Annotated in this window: 20 protein-coding genes, 1 pseudogene and 1 riboswitch; of the genes and pseudogenes, 9 read left to right on the plus strand and 12 right to left on the minus strand. The window is 64.1% G+C overall.

What is annotated here, in order from left to right; all coding sequences use genetic code 11:
* Window positions 1-98: 98 nt before the first annotated feature.
* From CCOS191_RS22830 to CCOS191_RS22845, 4 genes are all read right to left on the minus strand, one after another.
* Window positions 99-2,816: a LuxR C-terminal-related transcriptional regulator gene (locus CCOS191_RS22830; RefSeq protein WP_046857109.1), complete on the minus strand. Its 2,718-nt coding sequence runs from the start codon at window positions 2,814-2,816 to the stop codon at window positions 99-101.
* Between the two features lie 210 nt (window positions 2,817-3,026).
* Complete coding sequence (locus CCOS191_RS22835; RefSeq protein WP_046857110.1) at window positions 3,027-4,391, minus strand: DUF1329 domain-containing protein; 1,365 nt, start codon at window positions 4,389-4,391, stop codon at window positions 3,027-3,029.
* A gap of 25 nt (window positions 4,392-4,416) precedes the next feature.
* On the minus strand, window positions 4,417-6,339 hold the full coding sequence (locus CCOS191_RS22840; protein WP_046857111.1) for a DUF1302 domain-containing protein: 1,923 nt from the start codon (window positions 6,337-6,339) through the stop codon (window positions 4,417-4,419).
* A gap of 331 nt (window positions 6,340-6,670) precedes the next feature.
* Entirely contained in the window at window positions 6,671-8,353 is a 1,683-nt protein-coding gene (locus CCOS191_RS22845) for a fatty acid--CoA ligase (RefSeq protein WP_046857112.1), read from the minus strand.
* 190 nt (window positions 8,354-8,543) lie between these two features.
* Here CCOS191_RS22845 and CCOS191_RS22850 point away from each other — a divergent pair, with 190 nt between their 5' ends.
* The 3 genes from CCOS191_RS22850 to CCOS191_RS22860 all read left to right on the plus strand — a co-directional run bounded on the left by CCOS191_RS22850 (window position 8,544) and on the right by CCOS191_RS22860 (window position 11,387).
* Entirely contained in the window at window positions 8,544-9,509 is a 966-nt protein-coding gene (locus CCOS191_RS22850; RefSeq protein ID WP_046857113.1) for a 2-hydroxyacid dehydrogenase, read from the plus strand.
* Window positions 9,510-9,553: 44 nt separating this feature from the next.
* Complete coding sequence (locus CCOS191_RS22855) at window positions 9,554-10,552, plus strand: class I SAM-dependent methyltransferase (RefSeq protein ID WP_046857114.1); 999 nt, start codon at window positions 9,554-9,556, stop codon at window positions 10,550-10,552.
* Window positions 10,553-10,590: 38 nt separating this feature from the next.
* A riboswitch (yybP-ykoY riboswitch) is annotated at window positions 10,591-10,712 on the plus strand.
* A 90-nt stretch (window positions 10,713-10,802) separates the two neighbouring features.
* Window positions 10,803-11,387, plus strand: a complete 585-nt coding sequence (locus CCOS191_RS22860; protein ID WP_172670939.1) for a TMEM165/GDT1 family protein — start codon at window positions 10,803-10,805, stop codon at window positions 11,385-11,387.
* 96 nt (window positions 11,388-11,483) lie between these two features.
* Here the strand turns inward: CCOS191_RS22860 and CCOS191_RS22865 are convergent, their stop codons facing one another.
* Window positions 11,484-12,299 (minus strand): M48 family metallopeptidase, encoded by an 816-nt coding sequence (locus CCOS191_RS22865; protein ID WP_046857116.1) that lies wholly within the window; start codon window positions 12,297-12,299, stop codon window positions 11,484-11,486.
* Window positions 12,300-13,534: 1,235 nt separating this feature from the next.
* Between CCOS191_RS22865 and CCOS191_RS28835 the strand changes: the two are divergent.
* A pseudogene (locus CCOS191_RS28835) lies at window positions 13,535-13,738 on the plus strand (HAMP domain-containing protein); the annotation flags it as partial.
* Between the two features lie 111 nt (window positions 13,739-13,849).
* Window positions 13,850-14,593: a methyl-accepting chemotaxis protein gene (locus CCOS191_RS28840; RefSeq protein WP_371041509.1), complete on the plus strand. Its 744-nt coding sequence runs from the start codon at window positions 13,850-13,852 to the stop codon at window positions 14,591-14,593.
* Window positions 14,594-14,699: 106 nt separating this feature from the next.
* On the opposite strand, the gene CCOS191_RS22875 is transcribed toward CCOS191_RS28840, so the two are convergent.
* Genes CCOS191_RS22875 through CCOS191_RS22885 form a run of 3 tightly spaced genes read right to left on the minus strand, consistent with a single transcriptional unit; the run spans window position 14,700 to window position 15,778 of the window.
* The gene (locus CCOS191_RS22875) at window positions 14,700-15,320 is read right to left on the minus strand and encodes an SOS response-associated peptidase (RefSeq protein WP_046857118.1); all 621 of its coding nucleotides are present in this window, start codon (window positions 15,318-15,320) and stop codon (window positions 14,700-14,702) included.
* A gap of 15 nt (window positions 15,321-15,335) precedes the next feature.
* Window positions 15,336-15,596, minus strand: a complete 261-nt coding sequence (locus tag CCOS191_RS22880) for a putative signal transducing protein (protein ID WP_046857119.1) — start codon at window positions 15,594-15,596, stop codon at window positions 15,336-15,338.
* Window positions 15,596-15,778: a CPXCG motif-containing cysteine-rich protein gene (locus CCOS191_RS22885; RefSeq protein WP_046857120.1), complete on the minus strand. Its 183-nt coding sequence runs from the start codon at window positions 15,776-15,778 to the stop codon at window positions 15,596-15,598. Before CCOS191_RS22885 ends, CCOS191_RS22880 begins: the two co-directional genes overlap by 1 nt.
* 125 nt (window positions 15,779-15,903) lie before the next feature.
* On the opposite strand from CCOS191_RS22885, the gene CCOS191_RS22890 reads away from it, so the two are divergent.
* Window positions 15,904-17,070 (plus strand): 1-acyl-sn-glycerol-3-phosphate acyltransferase, encoded by a 1,167-nt coding sequence (locus tag CCOS191_RS22890; RefSeq protein ID WP_023630963.1) that lies wholly within the window; start codon window positions 15,904-15,906, stop codon window positions 17,068-17,070.
* A gap of 111 nt (window positions 17,071-17,181) precedes the next feature.
* Here the strand turns inward: CCOS191_RS22890 and CCOS191_RS22895 are convergent, their stop codons facing one another.
* Complete coding sequence (locus CCOS191_RS22895; protein WP_023630962.1) at window positions 17,182-17,442, minus strand: hypothetical protein; 261 nt, start codon at window positions 17,440-17,442, stop codon at window positions 17,182-17,184.
* Between the two features lie 300 nt (window positions 17,443-17,742).
* Between CCOS191_RS22895 and CCOS191_RS22900 the strand changes: the two genes are divergently transcribed.
* On the plus strand, window positions 17,743-17,949 hold the full coding sequence (locus CCOS191_RS22900) for a hypothetical protein (protein WP_046857121.1): 207 nt from the start codon (window positions 17,743-17,745) through the stop codon (window positions 17,947-17,949).
* 75 nt (window positions 17,950-18,024) lie between these two features.
* Here the strand turns inward: CCOS191_RS22900 and CCOS191_RS22905 are convergent, their stop codons facing one another.
* Complete coding sequence (locus tag CCOS191_RS22905) at window positions 18,025-18,609, minus strand: YajG family lipoprotein (RefSeq protein WP_023630961.1); 585 nt, start codon at window positions 18,607-18,609, stop codon at window positions 18,025-18,027.
* A gap of 143 nt (window positions 18,610-18,752) precedes the next feature.
* On the opposite strand from CCOS191_RS22905, the gene CCOS191_RS22910 reads away from it, so the two are divergent.
* Both CCOS191_RS22910 and mqo read left to right on the plus strand, forming a co-directional pair.
* Window positions 18,753-18,986 carry a hypothetical protein gene (locus CCOS191_RS22910; protein WP_046857122.1) on the plus strand — a complete coding sequence of 78 codons (234 nt, stop codon included), beginning with the start codon at window positions 18,753-18,755 and terminating at the stop codon, window positions 18,984-18,986.
* Window positions 18,987-19,591: 605 nt separating this feature from the next.
* Window positions 19,592-21,097 (plus strand): malate dehydrogenase (quinone), encoded by a 1,506-nt coding sequence (gene mqo, locus CCOS191_RS22915; RefSeq protein WP_023630753.1) that lies wholly within the window; start codon window positions 19,592-19,594, stop codon window positions 21,095-21,097.
* Window positions 21,098-21,173: 76 nt separating this feature from the next.
* On the opposite strand, the gene CCOS191_RS22920 is transcribed toward mqo, so the two are convergent.
* Complete coding sequence (locus tag CCOS191_RS22920) at window positions 21,174-21,464, minus strand: PA4642 family protein (protein WP_046857123.1); 291 nt, start codon at window positions 21,462-21,464, stop codon at window positions 21,174-21,176.
* A 70-nt stretch (window positions 21,465-21,534) separates the two neighbouring features.
* A complete protein-coding gene (locus tag CCOS191_RS22925; RefSeq protein WP_046857124.1) occupies window positions 21,535-22,005 on the minus strand; it encodes a hypothetical protein in 471 nt (156 codons plus the stop codon).
* Window positions 22,006-22,094: the final 89 nt, after the last annotated feature.

The raw sequence follows: 22,094 nt of genomic DNA on the forward strand, positions 1-22,094 counted from the left end.
ATCGCCGAAAAGTGTATCGGCAGCGGATCGGGAAAGATGAGCCCGGAACGGCGATAGCCTTGTGCCGCTATCTTAACGGCCGCCCCTGCTGTAAACCACTAGACGAGCAACCCGAGGGACTTGGCCCTGGCCACCGCCTGGGTACGCCGCTCCACGCCCAGCTTGCTGTTGATATGACTGGCGTGGGTCTTGACCGTATGCAGGGAAATGAACAGCCGCTCGCTGATCTGCTGGTTCGAACAACCCTGGGCAATAAGTTCGAGCACAGCGAACTCGCGGCTGCTCAGGGCCTCGGTGGTGCAGGTGCTGGCGACGAGGGTCTGCGGTAGGTACGTCAGCAGATCGCGCTGCACGGGGCAGGCGGCACGGCCGGCCAACTGCTCACGCAGCCATTGCGGCTGCTCCTCGATCAAGCGCTGGAATGCCTGCAAGGCACCTCCCTGCGCGGCCTCCAGTGCCTGCGCAAGCAGCTTGGCCGCCTCGGGTTCACGCCCCTGGGCCAACAGCAACGCGATCAACTGGCATTGCGCGCTGACCATCAGCGTCATGCCAGCGCTGGCCTGCCCGCGCTCGATCAGCCTGTGCAGCCTCGCTTCGGCATCGTCGACACGGGCCAGCACCCGCTCCAGCAATGCTTGCTGCAACTCGATATGCAGCGGCAACAAGGGGTGGAACTCCGGCGCGGCGGCAGGCTGCTCGCCACCGTAGGTCTGCCCCAGGCGCAACAGCCACGACTCCGCCAGGTCCGTACGGCCCTGGGCCAACCAGAGCTCGCATTTCACCAGGGTAATCATGGCCAGGTAGAAGATCGGCGGCACATCCCAGATATGCATCAGCCGCTCGGCCTCGGCCAGCTCGGAGAATGCCTCGGCGAACCGCCCTTCGCGCCCATCGAGCGAAGCGATCACGCAGTGCCCGATCAGGACACTGATATCGCGACAGCTCCGCGCCTCGCTGAGCCCGGCGCGCAAACGCGCACGGCCCGGGGCACAGTGCAGGCGGGTAGCCAACAGATACCCCTCGTACAAGGTGAGGCGGGCGCGTACCGCATACAGGCGTTGGCCCGACAGGCCCTGCAGCCGTTGCAGCCCCTGGCGCACTTCATCCAGTGCCCGCAGTATCTCGCCTCGAGCGTGCAGCACCCGCGCCCGGTCGTAATGGGCCAGTGCCTCGAACAGCGGGTTGCCGACCCGTTGCGCCAGCTCGAGCGCCTCTCGGTTCCAGCCCCGCGCGCGCCAGAAATCGCCATCGGCGATGGCCAGGTTCGACAAGGTCGACAGGCACACCAGGCGCTGCCCATAACGTTTGCTCGGCAAGCTCTGCAGCGCCTCGCCACAATAGGCGAGGGTTCGCTCGCGATCACCACGGCCGCGGGCGATGACCCCGCTCAAGGCCAGCCACTGGGCGAGCATCGATTTTTGCGCCGTGGCCGAAGGCGCGGGCAGGAAACGGCTCAGGTAGGCCGCCAGCTCCTCGGCGGCGTCCAACTGGCAGGCAAGCCCCAGGGCCCAGCTGTACAGGACAATCAACCTGGGCGTACTGATCAGCAGGCTGTCGGGCAAATCCATTTTCCAGCGCAGCAGCATGCCCACATTCTGCTCGGCGAGCAGTTGCTCCTCCGACAGGCTTTGCACCAGGTCCGCCGCCACATCCAGGTGGCCGGCCCGCAGGGCCTGCTCCACCGCCTCATCCAGCAGGCCCTGCCCCTCGAACCAGCGGCAGGCACGCAAGTGCAACCCCGCCTGGGGGCCACTGGCCTGCCGGCTGCGCAACAGATCGGAAAACAGATGGTGATAGCGGAACCACAGCCCATGCTCATCCAGCGGCACCAGGAACACCTGGTGGGCCTGCAGGTAGCGCAGGATCTCGGCACTGTCGTGCCGCTCGCGCAAGGCATCGCACAGTTCGGCGCAGAAACGCTCCTGACAGGCGGTGTCGTAGAGAAACGCCTGCACGGGCGCTGGCAGGATTTCGATCACTTCCTCGAGCAGGTAGTCGCGAATCAGTCCCTCGCCGCCATGCAGTGCCTGGGGCAAGGCGTTGTCATCGCCGGATTCGCTGGCCGCCAGCTGCCAGAAGCGCAGCCCGGCCACCCAGCCGTCGCTGCGCTGGATCAGGTTGTCCAGGGCCTGGCCGCGCAGGCCGGTGGGCTGACGACCAATCACCGCCAACGCTTCATCGGCAGTCAGGCGCAAGTCCTGCTCGTTGAGCTCGACCAGCTGGCGCGACAGGCGCAGGCGTGCCAAATGCCAGTCGGGACGCTGACGGCTGGTGACCAGCAGGACCAGCCCGGCAGGCAGGTGATTGAGGAAGAACTGCAGGCATCGATCGAGCACCGGGCCCTGGGCCAGATGGTAGTCATCCAGGACCAGCAGCAGGGGGGTGTCCGGCTGCAGATAGAGCGCGAGCTCATCGAGCAGCCCATCGAGCCATTCCTCGAAGGCGAAGGGCTGATGACGCTGGCGCATCTTCAACAAGCCCATGGCCTGCCCGCCGAGCGCCGGGCAGAACTGCTGCAGCCCTTCGAGCAGGCGCTCGAGAAAGCGGCCCGGGTCGGCATCGCGCTGGCTCAACCCTAGCCAGAGGCTGCGCCAATGGCCGGGCAACTCCTGGCAGAACTCGATGGCGAGCGAACTCTTGCCGAACCCGGCCGGGGCGTTCACCAACAGCAGACGCCCGCCCAGCCCGCCTTGCAAGCGCTGGCACAAGCGCGCCCGGGGGACGTGAGCCTCCGGCAGGGGTGGACGGAAGAAACGCCCGTCCAGCAGGCCCAGGGCCTGGCTGGCGACTCCATGCGTACGGGACAAATCTGTCATGGCCGGCTCGTTCTGATTGGAGTAATGCGGCAGTACGGATGGTTGCGAGACTAGCGGCAAACGCGGCGCATTTGAAGATGATGGAAACGCATCGAGCGAAAAAGACTACAACAAAAAGAAACAATGCTGATCGGCGGACACCTCTGGAACAGAAACGCCCCGGCAAGCCGGGGCGTTCTGGGAGATCAAACGGAGTTTGCGTTCAACGGTTCAACGGACACCTGACTGACGCAGTGCTGCCGGCTGGAACTCAGCCTTGCTGGCGCTGAAGCCGAAGTTGTAGGCACTTTTCTCTTCGTTCTTCATGCCCAGCGCCAGGTAGCGACCCGACTGCAGGTCGTAGATGGCTTCCAGGGTGTACCACGGCACCTGCACGTTGTAGTACGGCTGGGCGTGAGCCTCGGAAACACGCCACAACTGGTTGCGACCGTCATACTGGTCGATCACCGCGGCCTGCCAGGTGTCCTCGTCGATATAGAAGTCACGCTTGGCATAGATATGACGCTGGCCCGGCTTGAGCGTGGCGACCACGTGCCAGACGCGACGCAGCTCGTAGCGCGACAGGTCCTGGTTGATATGCCCGGCCTTGATGATGTCGCTGTACTTGAGTTTCGGATCGTCCAGCTTGTAGGCGTTGGAGGCGATGTACATCTCCTTCTTGCCTTCGAGCTTCCAGTCGTAGCGGTCTGGCGCACCGTTGTACATGTCCAGGTTGTCAGAGGTGCGCAGGCCGTCGGCGGCGGTACCCGGACCGTCGTACGACACTTGCGGCGCCTGGCGCACACGGCGCTGGCCGGCGTTGTAGATCCAGGCCTTGCGCGGTTCCTTGACCTGGTCGAGGGTTTCGTGGACGAGCAGCACGGTCCCGGCCAGACGGGCCGGAGCGGTCACTTCCTGCTTGAAGTAGAACAGGATGTTGCCGGGGTTGGCCGGATCGTAGTCCTTCATCTTGTCGCGGAAGACGAACTGGTCCTGGAAGTACACCAGGCTGTAGGAGCCGTTCTGCTGCGGGGTGGCCTGGGTCACCAGGCGGGTCACGCTGCCGCCACGGTAGCGGGTGATGTGGTTCCAGATCACCTCCACGCCATCCTTGGGAATCGGGAACGGCACGGCGGTCTTGAAGTTCTCCAGGCCGTTGCCACCTCCGACCAGGGTGGTCTTGGTGGCGTTTTCCTTGATGGCGGCGAAGACATCGTCCGGCACCGTGGAGCCGCGGTGGGTCTTGTACACCGGAATCTTGTAGCTATCCGGGTAACGCTTGAACATCGCCACCTGGCCAGGCGAAAGCTTGTCCTTGTACTGGTCGACGTTCTGCGCGGTGATGGTGAACAGCGGTTTTTCGCTGGCGTAAGGGTCGGAGAGGAAGCCCTTGGCGTCGGCACTGCCGGCGCTCTTGGACAGCGGCTCCCACGGGCCGATGGAACCATCGGCGTTACCGGCCTTCTCGGCGCCCATCGGGGTGAGCGACGCGCCCAGCTTGGCGGCCTCATCAGCGGAAACCGCAGCCATGACGCTGGTTGCCAGCAGGGACATGCCCAGTACACCGGCTTGCAGCAGACGTGTGGTCATTTTCATTCTTTGTCGTCCTGGATCAATGTTCTTAGAAGTTCACGCCGAAGCTGAGCGCGACGAAGTCGCGGTCATCCACGGTGGTGTACTTGCCATCGAAGAAGTTGGTGTACGACAGGCTCGCCGTGTAGGTGTTCTGGTACTCGGCGTCCAGACCCAGGCTGACCGCCTTGCGACCTTCCTCGAAGTTGCCGCCAGGGCCCGGGGAGTAGCCGTCGACGTCGTGGGACCAGGCCACGCTCGGGCGCAGGTTCACACCGGCGAAGACGTTGTTGTAGTCCCAGATGGCGCGAACGCGATAACCCCAGGAGTCGGAGGTAGTGAAACCGTCGTTTTCGCAGTAGCGCGACAGGTTGTTCTGCTCGACACCCGCCAGCGTCGTGGCGTTGAGGCTCTGGCAGCGGCCGTTGGGCAGCGGGCCTGGGCCGTAGACCGGGTCGCGGCCATAGCGGGCCTTGGAGGTGCTTTCCAGGCCACCGACGTGGGTCCAGCCTACCTCGCCGACCATGGTCAGACGCTCGGCGCCCATGACTTGGTCGAAGAAGTGGGTGAACGTGGTTTGCAGCTGGGTGATTTCCTTGCGGCGATAGCCTGGCTGGTCGGCATCCGGCGTGCCGCGCAGGACCGAGGCGTTGGGATCCAGCGGAGTCAGCCCCGAATACAGGATGTCGGTGGTGTTCAATTGTACCGGCGCATTCGGCCGGTAGCTGATCTCACCGCTCCAGGCCGTGCCGGTGGGCAAGGTGGTGGAGAAGCTCAGGCCGTAGAGGCGGATGTCCTCGGGGTATTCGACGTAGTAGCTGGAGTTACCCGCTACATACAGTGGCATGAGCTGCTGGAGCAAGGCCGGACTGATCGCGCCCCCCGGGACACCTGCGCCGACCAGCGCAGCTGCCAGGTTGTTCGGGTTGTAGAAGCGGGCATTCGCGCCGCGGCCACTGAAGATCGGCGCACGGCTGTGATAGTTCATGAAGTAACCACCGAACTCGGTGTTCAGCGGCTCGTACATGTAGCGCAGAGCGAGGCCGAACTGACCACCGTCGCGGGCATCACGATCGGGGCCTCGACGTACTATCACACCTTCGTCAGGCGAACCCCAGCTCACGCCTTGCGCGGCCAGTGCCCGCATGGTCGGAGCCGAGATCGGGCCGAGCCGCCCCGCCACGGCCGACTGCTTGGCCAGCACCGCCAGGTTGTTGTTGCAACCATCGGCAATCACGTCAGGCTGGGAGAAGAAGGTACCGCAGTTGTCGACGACGGTCTGGTCCCACTCGATCTGGTAGAAGCCCTCGGCGGTGAGGTTGTCGGTCACGCTCTGCGACAAATAGAACATGTTGACGGGGATCAGGCCTTCCTTGATCTCCGCGCCAGGGCGACGGAACGCCGAGACATCGATGGGGTTGATGGCGTTGATACCGCCGCCGATGAAGGTACTCTCACCCCAGCTCACCACCTGCTTGCCCAAGCGTACGTTGCCTGGCAGGTCGCCGATGCTGTAGTTGTGGTAGACGAAGGCGTCGAGCAGTTCCGCGCCCGAGGACTTGGCGCCCTCCTTGCGGTTCGAATCGCTGATGTCCTTGAACTGGCGGTTTTCATCCTTGAGCTCGAAGTCGTACCAGTACTTGCCGCGGACGAACACGCCCGTGTCGCCGTACTTGAGCTCCAGGTCGTGGATGCCCTTGAAGATCTTCGAGAAGGTCTCGCCTTTCTTGAAGTTCAGGTGGCCATCGTCGGAGGTCTGCGACAGCCCCCTGCCGCCGTTGTTGGCCCCGATGAGGTTCTTGTTGGGGTTGGCCGTCGACCAGCTGGCGCCAACGGAGAGCGACGAGTCGAACTGGCCTTCGATTTCACCGATGTTGAAGCTGACCGCGAAAGCAGGACTTGCGAGCGTGGAAGCGAGGCTGACGGCCAGGGGCAGTTTCGCCCGGCGCCAGAACGGGTTTGCAGATGTCATCGACGCTACTCCATGTACTTTTTTGTTATGGCAGTGAGTCCTTTCAGAAACGGCTCGAGCGCCTGGTGAAGCAGGCTCCTGCCCGTGACGCCGCGCGTTGCCGTGCGGCGCCCTCCCCCATTCCTGAAAATCCCCTGACCCGACTATAGCCAGCGGTCACAGGTGCTTGATCCCTCTAAAGTGTGATTTGCGCGTCCTGCTTGCGGCCCACCCCGATCGGCCGGCCTGCGCGCTGGCAGTGCTCAAGCATGGCTCAATTCTGCTGTTTGACAAGGCGGCATACTGTCTAGTCTGCGGGGTCGCGCTGAAAGGAGCACGACCCGCGCCTGGGTTACAGGGTGGAAAGGAATGCGCTGTTACTGGCCTGCCACTGGCTGATATCCACGCGGATGCGCTTCTTGTCGAGCTTGCCGACGCTGGTCTTGGGAATTTCAGTAACAAGGGCGATCTGGCTGGGAATCGCCCACTTGTTGATGTGCCCCTGCTCGACGAAAGGCTTGAGGTGCTCCTTGAGCGCACGTGCATCGATACTCTGCCCCTCGCGCACCACCAGCAACGCGAACGGGCGCTCGCCCCACTGCGGATCGGGCACCCCGACCACCGCGACCTCGCGCACCGCCGGGTGGCGACTGACCAGGTCTTCCAGGTCGAGCGACGAGATCCATTCGCCACCGGTCTTGATCACGTCCTTGATACGGTCGCGAATATCGATGAAGCCCATGCCATCGAGCGTGGCGACGTCACCAGTGTGCAGCCAGCCGCCCTGCCAGAGTTCCTCGCCCTTCTCCGGCTCGCGGAAGTAGCCCATGGTCAGCCAGGGTGCGCGCAGCACCAGCTCGCCCTGGGTTTCGCCATCGGCGGGCAGGAAATTGCCATTGCCATCGACGATGGCGGCTTCGACCAGGGGCACCGGCACGCCAGCCTTGATCCGGTAGCTGGTACGCTCATCCTCGCTTCCGGCCTGCAACTCGTCATTCAGGTGCGCGGCGCTGATCAGCGGGCAGGTTTCGGACATGCCGTAGGCGGCGGTGAGCTGGATACCACGGGCCAGTGCGGCCTGGTACAGGGCGCGGTTGAGCGCGCTGCCGCCGATGATGATCTTCCAGCCACCGAAATCCTGGCCGGCTGCCGACGGGCAGTTGAGCAGCATCTGCAGGATGGTCGGCACGCAGTGGGAGAAGGTCACCTTCTCCTCACGCCACAGCCTGATCAGCATGTCCGGCTCATAACGCCCGGGGTAGACCTGCTTGATGCCCATCATGGTCGCCGCGTAGGGGATGCCCCAGGCATGCACATGGAACATCGGCGTGATCGGCATGTAGACATCGTTGCTGCTCAGCAGCCTCACGCTGTCCAGGCTGCCGAGGACCGAGGTTTCGGCCAAGGTATGCAACACCAGCTGGCGATGGGTGAAGTAGACGCCCTTGGGGTTGCCCGTGGTGCCGGTGGTGTAGAAGGTGGTGGCCACCGAGTTTTCATCGAAATCGGGGAAGTCATAATGCGGGCTCGCCGCCGCCAGAAGCTGCTCGTACTCGCCTTGCAGGCCCGGCAGGTCGGCAGACTTGTCCGGCCCGTCGGTCAGCAACACGGTACCTTGCACCGTGGTCAGCTGCCCGGCGATGGCCTGGTAGAGGCCGATGAAATCACTGTTGACCAGCACGAAGCGGTCTTCGGCGTGGTTCATGGTGTAGAGGATCTGCTCCGGCGACAGGCGCACGTTGATGGTGTGCACCACGGCGCCGATCATCGGGATGGCGAACATGCATTCCAGGTAGCGGTGGCTGTCCCAGTCCATCACCGCCACGGTGTCGCCGGCCTTCACCCCGGCCTCGGTCAGCACGTTGGCCAGGCGGGCGATACGTTCGTTCAACTGCGGGTAAGTGAGGCGGATCTGGTCGCGGTAGACGATCTCGCGGGTCTTTTCGTAGCGGCTGCCGGACATCAGCAGGCGCTTGATCAGCAGTGGGTACTGGTAGGCGCCCTCGGCGGGCTTGATGATGCGCGTCTGCAACATGGGTATCCCTTTTCTTCAAAGCGGGCAGGACAGTTCAGGCAACAACTGTAGTTCGGTGACGCAGCGGTCAAATCAGCCGAAGGAATGATTTGTGCCGTGCGGGTATGAGCGCAGGCGCTACCGTTGACGAGCGGCGGCGCCGGGCCGGACACTGCGCCGAGCCCATCCTGCCCTGCCACCGGAGCCCCTGATGTCCAGCCCACGTCGCGCCGTGTTTCTCGATCACCAGTCACTGGACCTGGGTGACCTCGACCTTTCACCCTTGCATGCCCAGTTCGACACGTTGCAACTGCATGCCACGACCCGCCCGGAGCAGGTCGCCGAACGCCTGCAAGGTGCCGTGGCCGTCATCAGCAACAAAGTGATGCTCGATGCCGCCACACTGGCCGCCAACCCGCAACTCAAGCTGATCCTGGTGGCCGCCACCGGCACCAACAATGTCGACCTGGCCGCCGCCCGTGCCCAGGGCATCACCGTGAGCAACTGCCAGGGCTACGGCACGCCGTCGGTGGCCCAGCACACCCTGGCCCTGCTGCTGGCCCTGGCCACGCGCCTGTGCGACTACGACCAGGCGGTGAAGGCCGGGCAATGGGCCAAGGCCAGCCAGTTCTGCCTGCTGGATTTCCCCATCGTCGAACTGGAAGGCAAGACCCTCGGCCTGCTCGGCCATGGCGAACTGGGCGGCGCGGTGGCGCGCCTGGCCGAGGCCTTCGGCATGCGCGTGCTGAGCGGGCAGATCCCCGGCCGGCCACCCCGGGCCGATCGCCTGCCACTGCACGAATTGCTGCCACAGGTCGATGCCCTGACCCTGCACTGCCCGCTCAACGAGCAGACCCGGCACATGATCGGTGCCCGCGAGTTGGCGCTGCTCAAGCCCGGCGCGCTGGTGGTCAACACCGCCCGCGGCGGGCTGATCGACGAACAGGCCCTGGCCGACGCCCTGCGCGGCGGCCACCTGGGCGGCGCAGCCAGCGATGTGCTGAGTGTCGAACCGCCGGTCAACGGCAACCCGCTGCTGGCGGCGGATATCCCCCGCCTGATCATCACCCCGCACAGTGCCTGGGGCGCGGTGGAGTCGCGCCAGCGCATCGTCGGCCAGCTGGCCGAGAACGCCCAGGCCTACTTCGCCGGGCAGCCGCGGCGCGTGGTCGGCTGACCCGCCTCTGGTACACTGCGCCACTTTTTCAGGAGGCGTCGTCCATGGACCCGCGCAGTGAAGTGTTGCTCCGCCAGGCAGAGCTGTTCCAAGGCCCGCTGCTGGTCGCAGGCGCCCAGGCCGATGGCCTGCTCGGCCAGTTGCCTGGGGCCCACGGCTGGACCTGGCATGCCGGCGACCAGGCCGTGCTCGAGAGCCGCTTCGCCGGGCGCAGTCACTACGGTGTCGAGGTTCCCGAGGTAGCCTTCGACGCCGCTGTGCTGTTCCTGCCCAAGTCACGCGAGCTGGCGGCCTACCTGCTCAACGCCCTGGCCTCGCGCCTTGCCGGTCGCACGCTGTACCTGGTGGGGGAGAAACGCGGTGGCGTCGAGGGCGCGGCCAAGCAATTGCAGGCCTTCGGCCGGCCACGCAAGCTCGACAGCGCCCGCCACTGCCAGCTATGGCAGGTGACCGTGGACAACGCGCCCGAGGCCAAGCCTCTGGAAAGCCTGGCCGAACGCTTCGAACTGCCACTCGAAGATGGCCCGCTGCAGGTGATCAGCCTGCCCGGCGTGTTCAGCCACGGGCGCCTGGACAAAGGCACGGCCCTGCTCCTGGAACACCTCGACGGCCTGCCGAACGGCCATGTCCTGGACTTCGGCTGTGGTGCCGGGGTGCTCGGGGCCACGATCAAGCGTCGCTATCCACAGAGCCAGGTGACCTTGCTCGATGTCGACGCCTTCGCGGTCGCGGCCAGTCGCCTGACCCTGGCCGCCAATGGTCTGGAAGGCGAGGTGATCAGCGGTGACGGGATCGATGCGGCCCCCACCGGTCTGGACGTCATCCTTAGCAATCCTCCGTTCCATACCGGTGTACACACCGACTATCACGCGTCGGAGAATTTGCTGAAAAAATCCAGGGAACATCTGCGAAAAGGCGGTGAAATTCGTTTGGTAGCCAACAGCTTCCTTCGTTACCAGCCGCTCATCGAAGGTGCCCTGGGCAACTGTGAGATCCGTGCCGAAGCACAAGGTTTTCGCATCTACCGCGCAACACATGGATAAAAACAGGGCTTGCCGAAAGCGATTCGCCTAGGCAGAATCCGCTCCGTCCTAGGGGAGTAGTCTCCCGCGAGCACCCAGCTCGCCCGGTACGCGTCAACACACTTGGCCCACAGGCCATGGCGCGTGCGACCCACGATCTGCGCAGACAGGTCCAGGGTTTGACAAGACCTATGACACGCACACCTTACCCGGGGCGGGGAGGTCGTACGTGTCATAGCCGTGTCGACCCGCCCCCGTAGGAATCCTGATGCTGGAATCATTGCTCGTCCCTACCGCGATCGTCGCGCTTGCCGAAATCGGCGACAAGACGCAATTGCTCGCGCTCATCCTCGCCGCCCGTTTCCGCAAGCCCTGGCCGATCATTGCCGGGATCGTCGCCGCGACGCTGGCCAACCATGCCGCCGCTGGCGCGGTCGGCGCCTGGGTCAGCAGCTTCTTCACCGAGTCGGTATTGCACTGGATCCTCGCCGCGAGCTTCACCGCCACCGCGTTGTGGACCCTGGTGCCGGACAAGATGGACGATGAGGAAACCAGCAATGCACGACGGTTCGGGCCATTCGTGACCACGCTGATCGCGTTCTTCCTCGCCGAAATCGGCGACAAGACGCAGGTGGCCACGGTGATGCTGGCCGCCCAGTATCCGCACCTGATCATGGTGATCATCGGCACCACCCTGGGCATGCTGATCGCCAACGTGCCGGTGGTGCTGGCGGGCAACTTCGCGGCGGAGAAACTGCCGCTGACGCTGATCCGTCGCCTGGCGGCGACCGCATTCATCGTGCTGGCCATCGTCGCGGTGTATTCGGCGATGAAGACCAGTGGCTGGATAGGGTGACCGTAGATGCGGGCTTGCTTTCGCTCTGAAGATGCTGGGCTTTACACCTTCATCGCGGGGCAAGCCCGCTCCCACGCCTTGCATATTCCCGAAGGATTACTTCTTGGCCGCCTGATACAGCGGCATCACCTTCGGAATCGCCGCCTGCAACGAGGCGATACGGCTGCTCGAAGCCGGGTGGGTGCTCATGAACTCTGGCGGCGCGCCTTCGGACGCCTTGCTCATCTTGTTCCACAGGGTGATCGCGGCGTTCGGGTCATAGCCGGCACGGGCCGACAGTTCGAGGCCGATCAGGTCGGCCTCGTTCTCGTTGGAACGGCTGTTGGGCAGGGTCATGGCGTAGTTCACCACGGTGTCGGCCATGGCCATGCTGTCCTGGCCCAGGCCGAAGATCGCGCCGGCACCCTGGCGGGCCATTTCCACGCCGTAGGCCTTGGACATCGCTTCACGGCTGTGCTCGCGCAGGGCGTGGGCGATTTCATGGCCCACCACCGCTGCGATCTCGGCGTCGGTCAGCTGCAGCTGATCGATCAGCCCGGTGTAGACGATGATCTTGCCGCCCGGGCCGCAATTGGCGTTGAGCTCGTCGCTCTTGATCACGTTGACTTCCCAGTTCCACTGCGCGGCATCCGGCCGGAACTGTGGCGCCTGGGCGATCAGGCGCTTGGCGATGGCCTGCACGCGCTTGGCATCATTGCTGCTCTTGTCCAGCACGCCCTTGCTCGACGCCTCGCCGAGAGTCTGCTGATAGGACTGGGCGTACATCTTGTTGACCTCATCGGTCGAAAGCATGCTGAACATGTATTGCTGGCGCTGGACGCCCACGGCACCACCACTGGTGGTATTGACCGCCTGGCAGCCGCCGAGCAGGACGCCGACCGTCAGCATGCTGACAACGAATGACTTACGCATGAAAACACTCCCTTTTTACGTGCCGCGTATCCTAGGCCCAGACGCCCGCCCCTGCCAGAGCCGCAGGTAAGATTTCTGACAAGGTCCTCATGCTTTGGTATTAGCCCGCCGATAACACTCGGTAACGACCTCCTTGCGCGCGGAGCTTTGCCATGAAGTTCAAGTCGATCCAGTTTTCCGTGGCCGCCCTGGCCGGTGCCATCGTGCTGAGCATTGTCGCGGCCCTGGTGCTGTACGCCGTCTACTCCGGGCAACGCACCCAGGCCCTGGTGCAACAGCGCACCCAGCAACAGTTCGAAAACGTCATCGAACAGCGCCTCACCGCCCTGGCGCGCACCCAGGTCAGCGAGATCCAGCGCGGCCTCGAAGCCCCGCTGTCGATCGCCCGCAGCCTGGCCACCGGCAACGCCATGCTCGGCATGCAGGGAAGCGACGGCCAAGCGCTGATGCGGGTCGACCGCGAGCACCTGATCAACCAGCTCAAGCGCACCGTGGAGGTCAACCCGAGCGTGCTCGGCGCTTACCTTGGCTGGGAGCCGAACGCCCTCGACCATGCCGATGCCCGCTACGTCGGCAGCAGCCTGGTGGGTATCGACAGCGCCAACGGCCGCTTCCTGCCCTGGTGGTTCCGCAATGGCGACGGCAGCCTTGGCCAGGACAAGCTGGCCGATGTCGACGACCGCACGGTGCTCGCCACCGGCGTGCGCGCCAGCGAGTACTACCTGTGCCCCAAGGAGTCGAAGAAGGCCTGCGTGATCGACCCCGCGCCTTATAAAGTGGGCGACAAGATGGTCATGCTGGCGTCGTTCGTCGAACCGATCATGGTCGATGGCCAGTTCCAGGGCATGGCCGGTGCCGACCTGTCGGTGAACTTCATCCAGGACCTGCTCAATGCCGCCGATCGCCAGCTGTACGACGGCGCCGGCGAGCTGGCGCTGGTTTCCAGCAACGGCCGCCTGGTGGCCTATACCCGTGACCCGGCGAAATTCGGCGAAAAGGCCAGCGATGTGCTGGACAGCGACGAAGCCGGCACCCTCAATAGCCTGAGCGGCGAAACCCTGCACTACGAAGTGGACGCCGGCAAGGATCGCATCGAGCTGTACCTGCCATTCAAGGTCGCCAACACCGACGCGCGCTGGACACTGCTGCTGGAACTGCCGCTGAGCGCCGTGATGGCTGAGGTCAACCAGCTGCAGAAGGACTTGGCCGAACAACGTCGTACCGATATCACCGGCATGACCCTCGTTGGCCTCGGCATCGCCGCCCTTGGCCTGCTGGTGATCTGGCTGCTGGCCCTGGGCATCGCCCGCCCGCTCAAGCAGATGGTGGCGATGCTCGACGACATCGCCCAGGGCGAAGGCGACCTGACCCGTCGCCTGCACAGCGACCGCGCCGACGAGCTGGGTGCCATCGCCAAGGGCTTCAATACCTTCCTGGCCAAGTTGCAGGCCATGATCAGCCAGGTAGTGGGTTCGGTGCAGAAGGTCAGCGACTCGTCCGAGCACACCGCCGACATCGCCATCCGAACCAACCAGGGCGTGCACAAGCAGATGGCCGAGATCGACCAGGTGGCCACCGCCGTGCATGAAATGACCGCTACCGCCCAGGATGTCGCGCGCAACGCCACGCAAGCGGCCCAGGCCGCCAGCGCGGCCGACCGCGCCGCCAACCAGGGCCTGGAAATCGTGCGCGACACCTCCAGCGCCATCAGCGCCCTGGCCAGCGAGATCGGTCGCGCAGTCACCGTGGTCCAGGACCTGGCCCGCGACAGCGAAAACATCAATGCCATCCTCGTGGCCATCCGCGCCATTGCCGAGCAGACCAACCTGCTGGCGCTCAACGCCGCCATCGAGGCGGCCCGCGCCGGCGAGCAGGGCCGTGGCTTCGCCGTGGTCGCCGACGAGGTACGCAACCTGGCGCAGAAGACCCAGCAGGCCACCGAAGAAATCCAGCAGATGATCCAGCAACTGCAGCAGGGCACCCGCGAAGTGGTCAAGGTGATGGAAGACAGCCAGGGCAAGACCGACGACAGCGTGCTGCAGGCCAGCCGCGCCGCCGAGGCGCTGGAAAGCATCACCCAGGCGGTGTCGGTGATCAACGACATGAACACCCAGATCGCCAGTGCCGCCGAGGAACAGAGTGCCGTGGCCGAGGACATCAACCGCAACGTGATCAACATCGGTCAAGTGGCCGGCGAAGTGGCCGGCGGTGCCGACGAGTCGAGCCAGGCCAGCGCCGAACTGACCAAGCTGGCGGAGCAGCAGCGCCGCCTGATCAATCAATTCAGGGTGTAGGTATCAAAAGGGGCGGGGATGTGGGAGCGGGCTTGCCCCGCGATACGATCCTCGCCTCACCACCGCTATCGCGGGGCAAGCCCGCTCCTACCAGAAAGCGGTTTGCTCAAGCCGGGGTCAGGCACTCCGGCCCATCGAGCTTCGGGTCGTTGACGAAGTGCGCCAGCGCCCGCTCACGCAGTGCCGTCGGCGGCTTGGCCAGCAGCTCGTGCAGTTTTGCCATCGACGTGTCGGGGTCCAGCCACAGCGCCTGCTCGGCCTCGTCCAGAATCAGCGGCCGACGCTGGTTCATCGCCGCTTGCGTGACCACCGCACAACTCAGCCACTCTTGTTCCTGCACCGGGTAGACCTCCCACACCGCGGCGAAGAACAGCGACGCGCCCTCCCCCGGCGTTACCCAGTACGGGCGCTTGCGCGCCGTGCCGCGCCACTCGTAGAAACCGTTGGCGGGCATCAGGCAACGGCGCTGGCGCAGGGGCTCGCGGAACATCGGCTGCTCGGCCAGGGTTTCGGCACGGGCCTGTGCCGGTGTGCGGGAAAGGTCGGTGAGCCAGGCCGGGGTCAGCCCCCAGCGAGCGCTGGCCAGCTGCAGCTGGCCGTCGATCTGGCGCTGAATCAGTACCGAGGCGCCGGGCGCAATGTTCCATTGGGCCTTCTGGCCCGGGGGGAAGCCCGGCAGGCCGGCGAAGCTCTGGGACCAGCGAAACAGGGCGTAGCGTCCACACATGGGCGAAATCAAAACCTAGCAGATCAGGGTTCCGGGATAACTCTCCGGTTCGTCACCGGCAAGCGGCTGGGCGGCATTGTACTCATCGATCAGCTGCCGTGCGTACCCGGCCTGCTCGTCGGGCACCGCCAGGCCGAGCAAGCCGTGCATCGGCAACTCGCCCACGGCGCCCATCAGGTCGCGCCCGACCAGGTGCACCTCGATGCCTTCGCTGGCCAGCATGCCCACCAGTACCTGGGCCTCCATCAGGCTTTCCGGTTCATAGATTCGCCGCATCAGTCGTCCTCACGGTAGACATCCAGCATCCACTCCTCGCCATGGACCTGCAGCACGAAGCGAATAGGCCTGCAGCACACCTGGCAGTCCTCGATGTATTGCTGGTCGCCGCCGGACAAGTCCACCGTGGTTTCGACTTCCTCGCCACAGTAAGGGCAATCGTAGATCGCAGTTTCCAGCATCGCGGCCTCCGGAGTGACTTGTGCGTATAATTGCCGGTCTGTTTACAGGGCCTGTGTGCGTCCGAGCCGTTTTTCGGAGCCCGCCCCTACCTAATTACCCTAGCCGTTTCCAACAAGAGAGCATGATGGGCGAATTCGATGCCATCCGACCGTACGACGACGCTGAGGTCCCTGCTGTGCTGGCACGCCTGCTCAGCGACCCGGCATTCCTCGATATCCTCACCCACTTCCGCTTTCCGCGCGCGGCGGGTGCCTTCGGCTGGCTGCTCAAACCACTGATCGCCCGGCGCCTGCGCAAGGAATTTGCCGGCGTGACCTGCGTGTCCACGCTGCAGGACAAGGTCGAGTACTACGTCGACCGCACCATCGACCGCGCCACCGACGGCGTCACCTACAGCGGCGTCGAACAGCTAAAGTCCGGTACCGCCTACCTGTTCCTGGCCAACCACCGTGACATCGTGATGGACCCGGCCTTCGTCAACTACGCGGTGTACCACGCCGGCCTGCCGACACCGCGCATCGCCATCGGCGACAACCTGCTGCAAAAGCCGTTCGTCAGCGACATGATGCGCCTGAACAAGAGTTTCATCGTGCACCGTTCGATCAGCGGCCGCCGCGAGAAACTGGCCGCCTATCAACTGCTCTCGGCCTACATCAACCACTCGATCCGCAACGATGGCGCGTCGATCTGGATCGCCCAGGCCGAAGGCCGCGCCAAGGACGGTGACGACCGCACCGATTCGGCGATCCTGAAAATGTTCCACATGAGCCGCAAGGACGAACCGTTCGGCGCGGTGATCCAGAGCCTGAACCTGATCCCCGTGTCGATCAGCTACGAGTACGACCCCTGCGACCAGGCCAAGGCCCGCGAGCTGTACATCCGCGCCACCACCGGCACCTACAAGAAGGCACCCGGCGAGGACGACAACAGCATCGCCCAGGGCATCACCGGCTACAAAGGGCGGGTACACATCAACTTCGCCCCCCCGGTGACCGAGTACCACGAGGACACCAAGCAGCTGGCGCAGGCCATCGACCGGCAGATCCTCGGCGGCTACCGGCTGTTCCCGGTGCATTACCTGGCCTATGCGATGTGGGCGGAGAAGGATGCGGCACTCGAAGTGCCGAGCGCGGAAAAGCTGTTCCCCGCCGATGAACTGGCCAAGGCCAAGGAAGAATGGCAGCGCCGGCTGGATGCCTGCCCGGTCGAGCAGCAGCCGTACCTGGTGCAGCAGTACGCGACGCCGGTGCGCAATCAGTATCAGGTGAAGCGTCAGCCCACTTCAGCCTGACAATACACCTGTAGGAGCGGCTTTAGCCGCGATCACCCGCAAAGCGGGTGCCAGGCACCGCGTTGCCTGGATCGCGGCTGAAGCCGCTCCTACAGGGTCGACATCAGCGATTCAGATCCAGGTACTGAACCAGGACAGCAGCAACGCCATCGCCAGGCAGCAGAAACCGAGGATGTAGTAATAACGCGGCACACGCTGCTCGAGCACGTCCACCACCCCTTCATCCATCGCCAGGCTTTCCCTGGCAAGCGCCTCGCGGCGCCGGGCGCCGTGCAGCAGCAAGCCGCCCGGGCAGGTGATCAGCAAAGCCAGCAGATTGATCAGCTTGGCCGGATGGGCGGCCAGGAAGCCCCAGAGCACTTGCAACGACATTACGCGACCTCGGTATCACGTGTGGCAAAGCCCGGCATTCTACCCAAGCCCACTTCAACCACCGCCACTTTGCGACCAGCTGTCATCTAGGCTCTGTACGAAATGTATCTGCACTCGCCCATACTGCGTTGAAACGGGGCTCGGAATGCTCATGTACTCCAGTACACTGCGCTTCCTCTCCCCGTTTCGCCTTGTCTGGCCTTCGCGCAGACACATTTCGTACAGACCCTAATTTCATCTGTCACACGCTCGTCATCAAGACAGGCCACCCTGTCGGCCTTCAACTGACCGGAGCTTGTCATGCTGCACGCCGAAAACCAGGACCGCCTCTACCTCGTGGCCCAGAGCGACGAACAACAGGCGCTGATCGACGGCTTCGCGATCAACGTCCAGGACCGTCAGTGGCTGGTGTACTGCGCCCTGGGCGGACATGCCCACGACGACCTGCCGGAGATCGACCCGCACACTGGCATCAGCCTGCTGGACTTTCACGTCCAGGCCGCCTGATCGGTCTTTCGCAGCCATGAAAAAGCCCGCTGCCTGATCCCAGGCAGCGGGCTTTTTTACGCGGTATCGGCGTGCTTACTCGCCCAGTACCTGACCGACGGTCGGGTCCTTGAACAGGCGGGTCAGGGCATCGCTGAGCACGTCGCTCACCAGCTTGGTGTTGGTTTCCTGGTTCGGCGCCATGCCGAAGCGCTGGTCCAGCGACGCACCGTAACGGCCGCTGTAGCGACGGTTGGCGTTCGACACATCAGCGCGGAAGGTGGCACCGATGGTCGCCTCGGTCACGTACATCTTGTCCTTGGGCGACTGGTACTTGAGCTCGGCCAGGGTCACGGTCAACTGCGGGGCATTGCCGGCATTCGGCGTCGGGGTGAAGCCCAGCAGGCGCACCGCCGCCTCGGCCTGGGCCTGCAGCTTGGGCACCACGTCATTGCCATTGACGGTGATGGTGCTGGTCTCGGGGTACATGCCACCACGGGTGCCGAGCGACTGCGAGGCGCGCCCGTCGACGACCCTGACTACCACCGGCTGGCCGTGGCCGACCGGGGCCAACTGCTGGGTGAGCTTGGGTTGCGGGCTGAGTTGCTGCGGGCTGTGGGCACATCCGGCCAGGCTCAGGCTGGCCACCGCGAACAAACCGACCAACAGACGTTGCAACATGCGCATTTCTCCAGAAAAAGCGGCAAAGGCCCACAGTATACCTAGCGCGCCACACGCCAGCCATCGCCCGGCCCGCTTGTCACAATCGTTTCATGCCCCTGCGTTTATCCTTGCGCCAGCCCTCACTCACAGGACGCCACGTCATGGCCTCGCTCTGGACCTTGCTCTTCCACCGCCCGCGCCACGCCACCTATGCCCGCCTCGACAGCGATGGCACCTGCCTGGCCTTCAAGCACTGCGCCACGCCGCCGGGCAACGGCACCTGGGTGCAGGTCAGCGAAGCGCGACTGGCCTGGCTGGGCCGCCCGCTACCGGCCAGCGCCCGGGTTTGCGACGGTGCAACGCGCCGTTGGCAGCAACGCACCCTCGCAGCCTGACAAACGCTGCAATAAAAACCCAACAAGTACGCCCTTTCCGCCCGCGACATCGTTATAATCTCCCCCCGATTATAAGGACGTCTCCTGATCGGGCCCCGCATTCGCCGCTTCAACCCGGCACCCTCGACGCTTCGCCCACAGAGAGCCTTCCACTCAGGTCTTGCATTGGCTGTCGTGCCTGCTGTTTCCGGCCGTCCGCTGCGCATGAACCTGCGGGTTGCCATCGCGCAGTCCACTTTTGAGGTTCACGACTCCAAAAGAGCGTGAAAAAACGGTTTTTCACAACTTCACGAGAGTGTGGCGAGCAAATGAACAGTCTGGCATGTGCAAGAGCGGCAGATGTGTACCGAACAGCCCTGAACAGACGGCAAAAGCGCTCATCCCTGATGAACGCCTGAGGCCGGTCCATAACGCACGACGGACCACTTGACCATAAGTCGAATTGCCGCACCCGTGGCAATGGGCGTTCAATAGCCGAACACCCAAGACTGATTGGCGGTGTCCGCGGAAGTTGCAAGAACTGCGAAGAGTCGGACATGGCGATCCTGGCCAACCCAGGGATCCTATGCTGTCAATTAGGTGCTGTAGATTGTGGAGACGCGTTAATGGCGCAGAACGAATCGGTTGATGTGGTACTGGTAGGCGCGGGCATCATGAGTGCCACCCTGGCCGTACTGCTCAAGGAGCTCGACCCGACCCTGAAGCTCGAGGTCGTCGAGGCGATGGACTCCGGAGCCGCGGAGAGTTCCAACCCCTGGAACAACGCCGGTACCGGCCATGCCGGCCTGTGCGAGCTCAATTACACCCCGCAGGCCGCCGATGGCAGCATCGACATCAAGAAGGCCGTGCACATCAACACCCAGTTCGAGGTTTCGCGCCAGTTCTGGGCCTACCTGAGCCGCAAAGGCAACTTCGGCTCGCCGCGCGCCTTCATCAACCCGGTGCCGCACCTGAGCTACGTCGAAGGTGACAAGGGCGTTTCGTTCCTCAAGAAGCGTTTCGAGCTGCTCAAGCAGCACCATGCCTTCGCCGAGATGGAATACACCGAAGACAAGGCCGTGATGAAGGACTGGATGCCGCTGATGATGCCAGGCCGCCCGGCCGACCAGCACATCGCCGCCACCCGCGTGATGAAAGGTACCGACGTCAACTTCGGCGCCCTCACCAACAAGCTCCTCAAGCTGCTTGGCGACTCGCCCGATGCCCAGGTCAAGTACAGCAAGAAGGTCGTCGGCCTTCGCCGCAACGGCAGCGGCTGGACCGTGAGCATCAAGGACGTCAACAGCGGCGGCAGCCGTGAAGTGGACGCCCGCTTCGTCTTCCTCGGTGCCGGTGGCGCCGCCCTGCCCCTGCTGCAGGTGTCCGGCATCCCGGAAAGCAAGGGCTTCGGCGGCTTCCCGGTCAGCGGCCAGTGGCTGCGTTGCGACAACCCGGAGATCGTCAAGCAGCACCAGGCCAAGGTCTACAGCCAGGCCGCGGTCGGCGCCCCGCCGATGTCGGTGCCGCACCTGGACACCCGCGTGGTCGACGGCAAGAAATCGCTGCTGTTCGGGCCATACGCCGGCTTCACCACCAAGTTCCTCAAGCACGGCTCGTTCATGGACCTGCCGCTGTCGGTGCGCATGGGTAACATCGGCCCGATGCTGGCCGTGGCCCGTGACAACATGGACCTGACCAAGTACCTGGTCAGCGAAGTGATGCAGTCGATGGAGCAGCGCCTGGAATCGCTGCGCCGCTTCTACCCGGAGGCGAAAGCCGAGGACTGGCGCCTGGAAGTGGCCGGCCAGCGGGTGCAGATCATCAAGAAGGATCCGAAGAAAGGCGGCATCCTGCAGTTCGGCACCGAGCTGGTCTCCGCCGAGGACGGCAGCCTGGCTGCCCTGCTGGGCGCATCGCCGGGCGCTTCGGTGACCGTGTCGATCATGCTCGAGCTGATCGAGCGCTGCTTCCCAGAGCAGGCCAAGGGCGCCTGGGCCGCCAAGCTCAAGGAAATCTTCCCCGCCCGTGAGAAGACCCTGGCCACCGACGCGGCCCTGTACCACAAGATCAGCGCTGAAAACGATGTGGCGCTGGAGCTGGTGGAAAGCAGCCCGGCCAAGCATTACGCCTGATCCGGCTGAAACGAAAAAACGCCCTTCGGGGCGTTTTTTTGTGCCTGGGCCGAGCCCGCAAAGCGGGCCAGCCAGATCAGCTGCGGGCGTTGTCGATGATCTCGATGTACTCCGGCGCATTGCGCTGGTCGGCGATCGCCTCTGCGAAGGTCTTGCCATGTTCGTCCTTGCCGTCCAGGTCGTAGCCGACTGCCACGAAGAAGCCGACGTAACGCTCGAAGTCGTCGACGCGCAGACCACGGTAACCTTTGATCAGCTTGTGATGCGAAGGCGAGGTCAGGCCGTCGGCCGGCTCGAATTGCAGGAACGTCTTGATGTACTCGTCACTGATCTCGTCACCAATCACTTGTTTCTTGTCTTTACGCATCGCCGACTCCAACTGGACCATCACGGACATTTTCGAAGGCCGGCAGTTTACCCCCCGGCGACGGCGAGCCTCAACGCGTACGTACGGTGCCGGTGTGCAGGTCGGCCCAGATATGGCCGTTGGCATAGGTGAGGAACTGCACGTAGAGGGTCTCGTTGCGCAGCAGGTCCATGATCACCCGATAGTCGGCCAACGGGTAGTTGAGCGTCAGCGTGCGGGTCTTGTCGTCGTACACCGGCTTCTTCAGGCTCTTGCCACCCTCGCCGTCGAAATTGAGCAGGACCTGACCGATGGTCGAGCCCTTGCTCAGCGGCTTGCCCTTCAGGCGCACCTGCAAGGAAGAGGTAATCGGGATCGGCTGCTGGTCGGACTGGCGCTGGGTGCCGACCACCACGCTGTAGTCGGTTACCTGCAGCAGTTGCTGGCTGGCCGGTGCTTCCTGGCGCAGTGAGAGGTCGTCGGGCGGGAGGAACTGGCTGTGCAGCGGCGCGGCGGCAAGCGGCAGGCTCACCGCCAGCAGGAGGGGGACGATCGCACGCATGTGGGGCTCCTTGGCATGAGCAGGCACTCTACGCACAGGCCCTGTCGCGGAGCAAGCCCGGTCCTGAGGTGAGCGAGCGGGCTCAAGAT

This window comes from Pseudomonas sp. CCOS 191, assembly GCF_001007005.1.
Classification (GTDB): domain Bacteria; phylum Pseudomonadota; class Gammaproteobacteria; order Pseudomonadales; family Pseudomonadaceae; genus Aquipseudomonas; species Aquipseudomonas soli.